At 72.7% G+C, this 11861-nt stretch carries 11 protein-coding genes; 6 read left to right on the top strand and 5 right to left on the bottom strand.

Features of this window, described 5'->3' with window-relative positions:
• Positions 1-24: 24 nt before the first annotated feature.
• Together PUR61_RS05520 and PUR61_RS05515 are read left to right on the top strand one after the other, a co-directional pair.
• On the top strand, positions 25-300 hold the full coding sequence (locus PUR61_RS05520) for an exodeoxyribonuclease VII small subunit (protein WP_329876199.1): 276 nt from the start codon (positions 25-27) through the stop codon (positions 298-300).
• 122 nt (positions 301-422) lie between these two features.
• On the top strand, positions 423-1025 hold the full coding sequence (locus PUR61_RS05515) for a malonic semialdehyde reductase (protein ID WP_329876198.1): 603 nt from the start codon (positions 423-425) through the stop codon (positions 1023-1025).
• Between the two features lie 132 nt (positions 1026-1157).
• Here PUR61_RS05515 and PUR61_RS05510 read toward each other — a convergent pair whose 3' ends face one another.
• Positions 1158-1694 carry a DUF4245 domain-containing protein gene (locus PUR61_RS05510; RefSeq protein WP_329876196.1) on the bottom strand — a complete coding sequence of 179 codons (537 nt, stop codon included), beginning with the start codon at positions 1692-1694 and terminating at the stop codon, positions 1158-1160.
• A gap of 217 nt (positions 1695-1911) precedes the next feature.
• On the opposite strand from PUR61_RS05510, the gene glpX reads away from it, so the two are divergent.
• Positions 1912-2952, top strand: a complete 1041-nt coding sequence (glpX, locus tag PUR61_RS05505) for a class II fructose-bisphosphatase (RefSeq protein ID WP_329876194.1) — start codon at positions 1912-1914, stop codon at positions 2950-2952.
• A gap of 168 nt (positions 2953-3120) precedes the next feature.
• Here glpX and PUR61_RS05500 read toward each other — a convergent pair whose 3' ends face one another.
• Positions 3121-3480 carry a WhiB family transcriptional regulator gene (locus PUR61_RS05500; RefSeq protein ID WP_380361454.1) on the bottom strand — a complete coding sequence of 120 codons (360 nt, stop codon included), beginning with the start codon at positions 3478-3480 and terminating at the stop codon, positions 3121-3123.
• A 348-nt stretch (positions 3481-3828) separates the two neighbouring features.
• Complete coding sequence (locus PUR61_RS05495; protein WP_443035126.1) at positions 3829-4590, bottom strand: DUF1707 SHOCT-like domain-containing protein; 762 nt, start codon at positions 4588-4590, stop codon at positions 3829-3831.
• Between the two features lie 192 nt (positions 4591-4782).
• Between PUR61_RS05495 and PUR61_RS05490 the strand changes: the two genes are divergently transcribed.
• Entirely contained in the window at positions 4783-6450 is a 1668-nt protein-coding gene (locus PUR61_RS05490; protein ID WP_329876192.1) for a fumarate hydratase, read from the top strand.
• A 115-nt stretch (positions 6451-6565) separates the two neighbouring features.
• Here the strand turns inward: PUR61_RS05490 and PUR61_RS05485 are convergent, their stop codons facing one another.
• On the bottom strand, positions 6566-7324 hold the full coding sequence (locus PUR61_RS05485) for a GntR family transcriptional regulator (RefSeq protein ID WP_329876190.1): 759 nt from the start codon (positions 7322-7324) through the stop codon (positions 6566-6568).
• A gap of 213 nt (positions 7325-7537) precedes the next feature.
• Between PUR61_RS05485 and PUR61_RS05480 the strand changes: the two genes are divergently transcribed.
• Entirely contained in the window at positions 7538-7957 is a 420-nt protein-coding gene (locus PUR61_RS05480) for a hypothetical protein (RefSeq protein ID WP_329876188.1), read from the top strand.
• 266 nt (positions 7958-8223) lie between these two features.
• Here the strand turns inward: PUR61_RS05480 and PUR61_RS05475 are convergent, their stop codons facing one another.
• Positions 8224-8511, bottom strand: coding sequence for a hypothetical protein (locus PUR61_RS05475; protein WP_329876186.1), 288 nt, complete (start codon positions 8509-8511; stop codon positions 8224-8226).
• 197 nt (positions 8512-8708) lie between these two features.
• Between PUR61_RS05475 and PUR61_RS05470 the strand changes: the two genes are divergently transcribed.
• Positions 8709-11687, top strand: coding sequence for an AfsR/SARP family transcriptional regulator (locus PUR61_RS05470; protein WP_329876184.1), 2979 nt, complete (start codon positions 8709-8711; stop codon positions 11685-11687).
• Positions 11688-11861: the final 174 nt, after the last annotated feature.

Raw genomic sequence — 11861 nt, 5'->3', positions numbered from 1 at the left:
GCCCGGCCCCCTACGCTGGCTCCCATGGCAGATCAGGAGCAGGACGCGACGACGTCTCCGGCCGCGGCCCCCGTCGCGGACGACGCGCTGGGGTACGAGCACGCGCGGGACGCGCTGCTGGAGGTGGTCCGGCAGCTGGAGAACGGCGGCACCTCGCTGGAGGAGTCGCTGGCGCTGTGGGAGCGCGGCGAGCAGCTGGCGAAGGTCTGCCAGCGCTGGCTGGACGGCGCCCGGGCCCGGTTGGACGCCGCCCTGGCGGCCGGGGAGGACGCCCCGGAGGGCCCGCCGCCCGGGGAGTGACACAGGTCACCTGGAACCCGGGGAACAGTTGAATCTTCACTCATGTTGGGACCGAATGACCGGCGGGAGCCGGTCACGCGACACGGACCCCGTTCCTTCCTCCCCATGAGGTGCAGAAGCACATGACCACCGACGCCCTGGTTCTCGACGCCGCCGCTCAGGACCTCCTGTTCCGCGAGGCCCGCACCGCCAACACCTTCACCGACGAGCCGGTCTCCGACGAGCAGATCCAGGCCATCTACGAGCTGGTCAAGTTCGGCCCGACCGCGCTGAACCAGCAGCCGCTGCGCGTCGTCCTGGTCCGCTCCACCGAGGGTCGCGAGCGCCTGGTCCAGCACCTGTCGGACGGCAACAAGGCCAAGACCGCCGCCGCGCCGCTGACCGCGATCCTGGCCGTGGACAACGAGTTCCACGAGGAGCTGCCGACCCTGTTCCCGCACTTCCCGCAGGCGAAGGACGCCTTCTTCGGCGAGCGCCCGGTCCGCGAGGCCTCCGCCCTGATGAACGGCGCCCTGCAGGCCGGCTACTTCATCGTCGGCGTCCGCGCCGCCGGCCTGGCCGCGGGCCCGATGACCGGCTACGACGCCGAGGGCATCAACAAGGAGTTCTTCTCCGACGGCGAGCACTCGGTGCTGGCCGTGGTGAACATCGGCAAGCCGGGCGAGGACGCCTGGTACCCGCGCTCCCCGCGCCTCTCCTTCGAGCAGGTCGTCACCACCGTCTGAGCCTGACGGAGACGACGAGAAGGGCCCCGCACACCGGTGCGGGGCCCTTCTCGTCGTCCGGGGAGGCCCTGCGGCCCGCGGCCCCACCGCTCCGGGTGGAGCGGGGCCGACGGGGCGGGGCCGGCCGGCGGGCTACTTGAGCGCCTGCGCCAGCTCCGCCAGCTCCTCGTAGGAGGCGGTACCGGTCAGGACGGTGGTGCCGCCGCCCTCCTGGACGGCGATCGCACGGGACTTGGCGCCCTGCAGCCGCTCCCAGGTCCGGCCGGCCACCTCCGCGGTGCCGTCCGGCTTGCCGCCCGCCACCGCGGCGTCGAGCACCGCGTCACGCGGGGCGTCGCTCTGCTCCACCGCCGCGTACTGGCCGGACGGGGTGACGAAGCCCAGGTGCCAGGCGTTGCCCTTGCCGCCGCCGAGCGACGCCGGGTTGTAGGACACCGACGTGGCCCGCCACTGTGCGGGAAGGCCCTCCGGGGAGAGCAGCGGGTACGGCGCGGCGCGCTTCGCCGAGGCCGCGGCCACCTTGTACTCGACCGTCCGCACCCCGTCGCCGCCCGCGTCGTGCGGAAGGAACAGGTACCCGACCCAGACCACCGCGCCGACCGCCAGCATCGACAGGACCATGTCCCGCACGGTCTGCCGGCCCCTCATGCCCTTGCTCTCTCCTGCCACCCCCACATGGTGACTCATCGACCCCCCGCGGGCACCACCCGGGGGTATCCGCGTACGGGTGAACGGGGGCCGGACCTGCCGGTCCCGTCGGCCCGTGGCGACCCGCGCCACAGACAGTCATCTCGTGGGCAGATACGATCGCAGGACCCTCACCACGGCGTTCGACCAGGCAGTAGTCGGGCGCTCACTGGCCGTCGCGTACAGAGAGGTAACGACGATGACCACGCAGTACCCGCACAACCTTCCCAGCTCCCTCGAGGTGGCGCCGGAGGCGCCCGACCGGAACCTCGCACTCGAACTCGTCCGGGTCACCGAGGCGGCCGCGATGGCCGCCGGCCGCTGGGTCGGCCGTGGCGACAAGAACGGCGCCGACGGCGCCGCCGTCAAGGCCATGCGCACCCTCGTCTCCACCGTCTCGATGAACGGCGTCGTCGTCATCGGAGAGGGTGAGAAGGACGAGGCTCCGATGCTGTACAACGGCGAGCGGGTCGGCGACGGCACCGGCGCCGAGTGCGACGTCGCGGTGGACCCGGTCGACGGGACCACCCTCACCGCGAAGGGCATGAACAACGCCGTCGCCGTGCTGGCCGTCGCCGACCGCGGCACCATGTTCGACCCGAGCGCCGTCTTCTACATGGACAAGCTCGTCACCGGGCCCGAGGCGGCCGACTTCGTCGACATCACCGCCCCGACCGCCGTCAACATCCGCCGGGTCGCCAAGGCCAAGGGCATCGCCGTCGAGGACGTGACCGTGGTCGTCCTCGACCGCCCGCGCCACCAGGGCCTGATCCGGGAGATCCGCGAGGCGGGCGCCCGGATCAAGTACATCTCCGACGGAGACGTCGCGGGCGCCATCATGGCCGCCCGCGAGGGCACCGGCGTCGACCTGCTGATGGGCGTCGGCGGCACCCCCGAGGGCATCATCGCGGCCTGCGCGATGAAGTGCATGGGCGGCGTGATCCAGGGCCGTCTCTGGCCCAAGGACGACGCCGAGCGCCAGAAGGCCGTCGACGCGGGCCACGACCTCGACCGCGTGCTCAGCACCGACGACCTGGTCAGCGGCGAGAACGTGTTCTTCGTCGCCACCGGCATCACCGACGGCGAGCTGCTGCGCGGGGTGCACTACCGCCAGGAGACCGCCACCACCAGCTCGCTGGTCATGCGCTCCAAGAGCGGCACCATCCGGGAGATCCACTCCACCCACAAGCTGTCCAAGCTGCGGGCCTACAGCGCGATCGACTTCGACCGCGCCAACTGATCCCCCGGCTCCCCGCGCGCGGCGCAGCGCGGCGCGGGGAGCACCGCGCCGCGCCGCACGACACGGCTCAGCGCCCGGCGACGCGCCGGAACACGACGTCGCACGCCCGCGGCCTCGGCGAAATCCCCCTTCGCCGAGGCCGCGGGCGTTCGCGGTCCCGACCGGGCGTCAGCCCGCGATCCGGCGGCGCGGAGCAGGCACCCGGGCCGTCTCGCACAGTTCCACGTCACGGCGGCGGCGGCGCGCCAGCACGACCCGCCGCTCGGCCGCCGTCAGACCGCCCCACACCCCGTACGGCTCCGGCTGCGCCAGCGCGTGCTCCCGGCACTCCAGGAGCACCGGGCAGCGGGCACACACCTGCTTCGCCTGCTCCTCGCGCGACAGCCGGGCGGCCGTCGGTTCCTTCGACGGTGCGAAGAACAGGCCCACCTCGTCCCGTCGGCAGGCCGCGGCGGTGTGCCACGGATTGTCCTCACCCGCCGGCTGCGGAGCCGGGCGCCGTTCCAGCAGCCGGGCCGCCGCGACCACCGGCGAAGCGGCGGCGGACGGCGGCGTGGCCGACGACGGGGCGGCGGGCGAGGTGGTGCGGGACTCGATCGGATGCAGCACGGCCGTACTCCTGACGAGGCTCTCGGACACGGGGAAGCTCGCTCCCCTGCGGGCTGCGGGCCCCCGTTCCTCACACCCCCCGGGCCGGCCTCAGGCCGCCTCCGGTACGCAGCCGTACAAGAAGCGATGTGCCAGAGGAACTACCCCACGGCGCCGCGATTCATGCACACTGCACGCAATCGACTACAGCGTGCACCCGAGGCAACGTCGAGTGCCCGGCCGGGAGTTGACTCCGGCCGGGCACACGGGACGCGGTCCGTACGCGAATCAGTCGGCGCCGAGCTGCTTGCGCACCCACTCCTTGAGCTTCTTGCCCTTGCGCGGCTTCGCCTCGCAGCCGCCGAAGACCGCGGTGCCCTTCACCCGCACCACCGGCGCGTAGGGATCGGCGGCGGTCTGCTCCTTGACGTCGAAGCCCCCGAAGATGCCGACGCCGCTGCCGTGCAGGCTGACGTTCTCCGGCACCTTGATCTCCACCCCGCCGAAGATCGCCACCACCTCGATCACCACCTCGGGCGACTCGAAGACGGCGTCGGTCAGGTCGATCTCCACCCCGCCGAAGATCGCCACCGCCCGCAGGTTCGACCCCACCCGCCAGCGGCCCTTGCGGGACGATCCGCCGAAGACCGCCAGCATCGTCGGCGCCTCCGTCCGGGCCGGCAGCCGCACCGGGCCGTTCTGACGCGGGGCGCCGCCGGCCGCGGAACCCAGCGGCGGCTTCTCGAAGGAGACCTCCGTGTGCACCGGGAGGTCCCGGGTGAGCGGCACGAGTTCGCCGAGGGTCTTGGCGGAGTAGGCCGCCTCGATCCGCTCGGCGTGCTCGTCGACGTCCAACCGCCCCTCGGCGTAGGCGTCGCGCAGCAGCTCCGCCACCCGTTCGCGGTCGGCGTCCGAGGCCCGCATCTCGGCCTGCGCCACCGGCGCGTGGCCGGCTCCGGCGGGCGGCTCCGGCGCCGGCTTGGTCATCGGTATCGGCGACTGCCCCCGCGGCACGGGCGACGCCCCCCGGTCGTCCTTCTGATCGTCCATCGACGGCGAGTTGTCCACGGGGCAAGCCTAGCCACCGGGGCAAGCCTCGTACGCACGTGCGGGTGACGCCGGTCACGCAGGCTTACCTGTCCGCGTGCTTCGTTCGCGCGGGTCCTACCCTTGAGGGTGCTTCCGCCCTTGAGGGTGCTTCGCCGACGCAGCCGGAACACTGGATACCTAAGGACCGCCCCGATGGCTCCCACGCCAGACTTCGAGTACAGCGACCTGCTCCCCCTGGGCGCTGACCCGACCCCCTACCGCAAGCTCACCTCCGAGGGTGTCTCCACCTTCGAGGCCGGCGGGCGCACCTTCCTCCAGGTCGAGCCCGAGGCCCTGCGGCTGCTCACCGCCGAGGCGATGCACGACATCTCGCACTACCTCCGCCCCGCCCACCTCGCCCAGCTGCGCCGCATCCTGGACGACCCGGAGGCCAGCCCCAACGACCGCTTCGTCGCGCTGGACCTGCTGAAGAACGTCAACATCTCGGCCGGCGGCATCCTGCCCATGTGCCAGGACACCGGCACCGCCATCGTCATGGGCAAGCGCGGCCAGAACGTGCTGACGTCCGGCGGCGACGAGGCCGCCGTCGCGCGCGGCGTCTACGACGCGTACACCAGGCTCAACCTGCGGTACTCCCAGATGGCCCCGGTCACCATGTGGGACGAGAGGAACACCGGCAACAACCTGCCGGCCCAGATCGAGCTGTACGCCACCGACGGCGACGCCTACAAGTTCCTCTTCATGGCCAAGGGCGGCGGCTCCGCCAACAAGTCGTACCTGTACCAGGAGACCAAGGCGATCCTCAACGAGGCGAGCATGCTCGCCTTCCTGGAGCAGAAGATCCGCTCGCTCGGCACCGCGGCCTGCCCGCCGTACCACCTGGCGATCGTGATCGGCGGCACCAGCGCCGAGTTCGCGCTGAAGACCGCCAAGTACGCCTCCGCGCACTACCTCGACCAGCTGCCGACCGAGGGCGACGCGAAGACCGGGCACGGCTTCCGGGACCTGGAGCTGGAGGCCAAGGTCACCGAGCTGACCCAGAAGATCGGCATCGGCGCCCAGTTCGGCGGCAAGTACTTCTGCCACGACGTGCGCGTCGTCCGCCTGCCGCGCCACGGCGCCTCGCTGCCGGTCGCGATGGCCGTCTCCTGCTCGGCGGACCGCCAGGCACTCGGCAAGATCACCGCCGAGGGCGTCTTCCTGGAGCAGTTGGAGACCGACCCGGCCACGTACCTGCCGGACACCACCGACGACCACCTCGACGACGACGTGGTCCGCATCGACCTCGACCAGCCGATGTCCTCGATCCGGGCCGAGCTGTCCAAGTACCCCGTGAAGACCCGGCTCTCGCTCACCGGCACGCTCGTCGTCGCCCGCGACATCGCGCACGCCAAGATCAAGGAGCGCCTGGACGCCGGCGAGGGCATGCCCAAGTACCTCCAGGACCACCCGGTGTACTACGCCGGCCCGGCCAAGACCCCCGAGGGCTTCGCCTCCGGTTCGTTCGGCCCGACGACCGCCGGCCGGATGGACTCCTACGTCGACCAGTTCCAGGCCGCCGGCGGCTCGATGGTCATGCTGGCCAAGGGCAACCGCTCCAAGCAGGTCACCGACGCCTGCGCCGAGCACGGCGGCTTCTACCTGGGCTCCATCGGCGGCCCGGCCGCCCGCCTCGCCCAGGACTGCATCAAGAAGGTCGAGGTCCTGGAGTACGCCGAGCTGGGCATGGAGGCCGTCTGGCGGATCGAGGTCGAGGACTTCCCGGCGTTCGTCGTGGTGGACGACAAGGGCAACGACTTCTTCCGGGAGACCACCGAGGGCCCCCTGATCACCAGCCTGCGGGTCCGCTCCAAGGAGTGACGGACACCCGGACACCCGGACACCCGGACGACGCCCCGGTCGCGCACCCCGCGACCGGGGCGTCGCCGTCGGCGTGCCGCCGGTTCCGGCGGTACCGCCGCCGGGGCCGCCGGGGTCACGCGTCGAAGTCGTACTCCAGCACGTAGGACGCGGCGTCGAGGATCATCTCGTTCAGCTCGACGACCTGGCCCTCGTCGGCGAAGGCCGTCCGGCAGATGAGGATCACCGGGGTGCCCGCCGACAGCTCCAGCCGCGCGGTCTCCTCCGCGCCGGGCATCCGGGACCGGACCTCCTCGCGGAAGTGCACCGGCTTGGCCCCGATCTCCGCCAGCCGCGCGTACGTGCCGCCCGGGCCGGTGTCCTCGCGGGTGATCGCCGTCCCCGCGACCAGGCCGGCCGGCAGGTAGGACGTCGACAGCAGCACCGGCTTGCCGTCCAGGACGAACCGCCGGTGCCGCACGCACATCGGCGCACCCGGGTCGACGCCCAGCACCCGCGCCACGTGGTCCGGCGCCCCCTGCTCGGTGACCGAGACCTGGTCGACGACCAGGTTCCGCCGGTCGATGTCCGCCGACCATATCGAGCGGCCGGACCCCCACTGCCCCTGCGCGAGCCTCTGGATCCCGCGCCGCCGCAGCGGCCGGAAGTCCCGGACGAACACCCCCGAGCCCCTGCGCGCCTCCACGATGCCCTCGCTCTGCAGGACGCCGAGCGCCTGACGGGCCGTCATCCGGGCCACGCTGTACGCGTCCATGAGGTCGTTCTCGCCCGGTAGCCGGTCGCCGGCGCGGTACTCGCCCGCGTCGATGGCCGCCTTCAGGGTGTCGGCGATCCGTTGGTACTTGGGCTGTTTGTCGCCACTGCTGCCGGCCATCGCCTGCTCCCTCGTCCTCGCCGGAAATCGTAGGCGCGTTCGCGGCCTCCGGTAAGCCGATCGGACCGGTCAGGCCGTTGACATCTCTAGAGATATTAGCTTCTCTAGAGATGCTGGGTAGTCGCCGAGCAGAGCCGAACCGAGCCAAGCCACGACAGCGACCAGGGGCGGCCGCACCGGCGCCGCGCCCGCACCGGAGCAAGGAGCACTGCGGTGAGCACCCGTAAGCGCAATGCCGCGGCCTACCGGCCGCGAGTGGGTGAACTCGTCCTCGACACCAGGACCGGACGCACCGGCATCTACATGGACACCATCGGCGGGGAGCACTATCTCCGCCCACCGGACGGCGGCTGCGAGTGGACCGCCGACCCCGGACACATCGGCCCGGCCGGCGCCGGGGCGTCCCTCGCGGCGCTCGGGGCCGCCGGACACGAACGACCCTGCGGTACCGGGGCCGGGGACACCGGACCGGCGGTCCGGGGCCGGATCGGGCGGCAGGCCGAACGGACCGGCAGGACGGACGGCGAGATCCGGCCACGGGGCACCGGCAGACACGCCCCCGAACCCGACCGCGGGCGCCCGCCGGAGCACCGGACGGGGCCGGGCGCCTCGGCCGCCGCGGGCGGCTGGTGACCTCCACCGGCCGGCCCGGCACCCGCGCCGACCGGGCCGGAGCGGTCGCGGGCGGGACGGCGAGTGCCCCACCCCGTCCTGCGGGGTGGGGCACTCGGGTGCTGGTGGGCTACGGGTGACCGGTGATGATGCCGGCGGAGGCGCCGGCGGCCGTCACGACACAGCCGGTGGTCACCACGATCGTCGAGACGGCGACGACCGCGAGGCGACGGAGCCTGTTCACACGGGTTCCCCCCTGGTGAGCGGCGGGTGCGGAGCGTCCGCGCCTACGGGTGGCTGGAGATGATGCCCTGCGGCTCGCGGTCCGTGCCGTGCACGCCGTCGGCCGAAGCGTCGGGCTCCACCACGTACGCGGCCTCGTCGCCGAAGAGGTCGTCCTCCAGGTCCGCCTTCTGCGCGGCGGTCGGCTCGGTGTACTCGGCCGGGTTCGAGGTCGCGGCCACCGCGCCCTCGACGGCCTCGCCCGCCTCCACGGAGACGGCGTCCTCGGCCGGCGTCGTCGGCGCGGGGGTCTCGCTCTGGTTGTTGGCCATGGGCGGCTGCCTTTCGGTCATCACATGTCTTCTGCCCCACCGGCTTGGCGCGGGCCCGCGGTCAGTATCGTAGGGTTGATTAAATGTCCGATAAACATCGTGCGGCTTACCGTGCCGTCCGGCAGAGTCGGCCCTCCGCCTAAGCTGAAGCCACCACACAACGGCGGACCGCCGAGCGCCCTACCGGGATCATCGACACCAGGCCATCGGGGGACTTCATGGAGTTTCGGGAGACGCCGCCTGCACCGGCGCTGCGCTTCCAGGTACTCGGTCCGGTCCAGGCCTGGCTCGACGGCAAGCAGCTCGCACTCGGCTCTCCCCAGCAACAGGCCGTCCTCACCACCCTCCTGCTGCACGCCGGACGCCCGGTCACCACCCAGGACCTGGTGGACGGCCTCTGGGGCGACCGGCCGCCGGCCCAGGCCATCGCGGCGCTGCGGACCTACGTGTCCCGACTGCGCACGGTCATCGAGCCCCGCCGCGAAGTGCGCGCGCCCGCCGAGCTGCTGATCTCGATCGCCGACGGCTACGCCCTGCACATCCCGGGCCGGGCCCTCGACCTGACCGTCTTCGAGCAGCTCGCCACCGAGGCCGCGACCGCCCGCGCCGGCGGCGACCTCGACAAGGCCCACCACCTCCTGGTCCGTGCGCTCGGCCTGTTCGCCGGCCGCCCGCTCACCGGCGTCCCCGGCCCGTACGCGGACGCGCAGCGGCTCCGGCTCGCCGAGCGGCAGATCGCCGTCGCCGAGGACCGGTGCACGATCGCGCTCGACATCGGCCTGCACGCCGAGGTGGTCGGCGAGTTGAACTCGCTCACCGCCGAACACCCGCTCCGGGAGCGGCTGCGCGAACTGCTGATGCTCGCGCTCTACCGGTGCGGACGGCAGGCCGAGGCGCTCGGCGTCTACACCGACACCCGCAAGCTGCTGATCGACGAACTCGGCGTCGAGCCGGGCTCGGGGCTCTCCGCGATGCACGCCCGCATCCTCGCGGCCGACCCGGCGCTGACCCTGCCGGCCGTCACCGCACCCGTGCCCGTCGCCCGCGAGGACGGCCCGGCCGCACAACCCGCCCCGGCCCAACTGCCGGCGGACGTCTCCGACTTCAGCGGACGCTCGGAGATGGTCGCCGACCTCTCCACCGTCCTCATGAACGCCACCGGCCAGGCCGTGGTCGTCACCTCGCTGGCCGGCATCGGCGGCGTCGGCAAGACCACCCTCGCCGTGCACGTCGCCCACCGGGTCCGCGCCGAGTTCCCGGACGGGCAGCTGTACGTCGACCTCCGGGGCGCGGGTGCCTCGCCCGCCGATCCGGCCGTGGTGCTCGGCGACTTCCTGCACGCCCTCGGCGTCACCGAGAACCCCGACTCGCTGGAGCAGCGCGCGGCCCTCTACCGGTCGCTGCTCGCCAGCCGGCGGATGCTGATCCTGCTCGACAACGCCCAGGACGCCGAGCAGATCCAACCGCTCATCCCGGGCGTCTCCGGGTGCGCCGTGCTCGCCACCAGCCGTTCCCGGCTGGCCGGCATCCCCGGCGCGCACCTCGTGGACGTCGAGGAGCTGACGCCCGAGGAGGCGCTGGCGCTCTTCTCCGCGATCGTCGGCGACCAGCGCGTCGCCGCCGAACCCGAGGCGGCCATGGCGGTCGTGACCGCCTGCGGATTCCTTCCGCTCGCCGTCCGCATCGCCGCCGCCCGGCTCGCCAGCCGGCCCCGGTGGAGCGTCTCGGACCTCGCCCGCCGCTTAGCCGACCAACGGCGCCGCCTGGACGAACTCCAACTGGGCAACCTCGCCGTGGAAACCACCATCGGCCTCGGCTACGGGCAACTGTCCGCCGCCGAGGCCCGCGCCTTCCGGCTGCTCTCGGTCGTGGACTCGCCCGACCTGCCGCTGGCGGCGGTGACGGCGCTGCTCGGCGTCGAGGAGACCGAGGCGGAGGACCTCGCCGAGGCCCTCGTCGAGGCCAACATGCTGGAGACCTTCTCGCCGGGCCGCTACCGGTACCACGACCTGCTCCGGCTGTACGCGCAGCGGCAGAACGAGCGGGCGGACGACACCGGGGAGCAGCAGGCCGCCCTCCGGCGCCTGCTCGACCTGCTGCTCGCGACCGTCCGCAACGCGGCGCAGGCCGTCGAGCCCGACGACCAGCTGCCCGAGCCGCTGAACCCGCCCGCGTCGATCGGCATCCCGCTGATCACCAGTGACTTCGCCCAGGAGTGGCTGCGGACCGAGACCGCCCTGCTGCTCAGCTCGGTCGAGGCCGCCGTCCAGGGACCGAGCGAACTGCTGCGACCCGCCGTCGACCTGCTGATCGTCCTGAACAGCCTGGTCGAGGACCCGACGCACGGCTCCCGGGTGCGCCACATGCTGGAAGCCGCCGACCGGAACGCCACCTCGCACGCGGACTCCGCCGCCCTCGCCCGGGTGCACTTCGCCTTCGGCACGCTGCAGTCGATCACCAACGACTTCCAGAGCGCCGAGCAGTCCCTGCGCAAGAGCCTGGACCTCCAGGACGCCGAGGACATGACCGTCCTGCGCTCCGCCGCCGCCAACGACCTGGGGATCATCCTCAGCCTGGCCAACCGGCCCGCCGAGGCGCTGCCGTTCTTCGAACTGGCGCTCGCCATCAGCCGCGTGGTCGGCGCACCGATCGGCGAGGCCCGGCTGCTCGGCAACATGGCCCGGGCCCAGCTCGGTCTCGGCATGCTCGAAACGGCCGTCCGCTCCGTCACGGACGCCGTCGGCACCGCCCGCGCGTCCAAGAACGGCCCCTGCCTGGCCGACACGCTGTACCAACTCGGTGTCGTCCTCTCCTCCGCCGACGACCCGGCCACCGCCGCCGAGCACCTGCGCGAGTCGCACCGGCTGTACCAGTCCCAGCAGAACCGGCTGCGCGAGGGCTACACCCTCGCCCGCCTCTCCTCGTCCCTCCTCGCCGCCGGCCAGCAGGCCGAGGCGGCCGAGACGGCGGAGGAGTCCCTCGCCATCGGGCACGAGATGGACTCCGCCTACTGCCAGGGCCTCGCCAACGCCGCGCTGGGCGGGGCGCTGCTCGGCCTCGCCCAGCCCGCTCGTGGACTGGCGTGTCTGCGGGAGGCCCACGCCGTCTTCACGCGGCTCGGTGTGCCCGAGGCCTCCCCCGTGGCGGACCTCATCTCCCAGCAGCACACCGAGCCCCTCTCTCCCCCCGCGCCGTAGGTCTCCAATCCCCCGATCGCCCCCCTGGAGACCTTCCCGTAGGCGTTCGGCGCTCCCGCAGCCCCCCGGCTGCGGGAGCGCCTTCAACGCTTCCCCGGCGCTGACACCACTGTGCACCGGACCGATTGACGTTCGATAAACGCCCGGAAGTCGGCTCACGGATCGACGAAGTCC

This window comes from Streptomyces sp. BE20, assembly GCF_036322525.1.
In the GTDB taxonomy this organism is placed as follows: domain Bacteria; phylum Actinomycetota; class Actinomycetes; order Streptomycetales; family Streptomycetaceae; genus Kitasatospora.
Note: the sequence above shows the minus strand (reverse complement) of the source record. Positions and strands in the feature narration are given on the sequence as shown.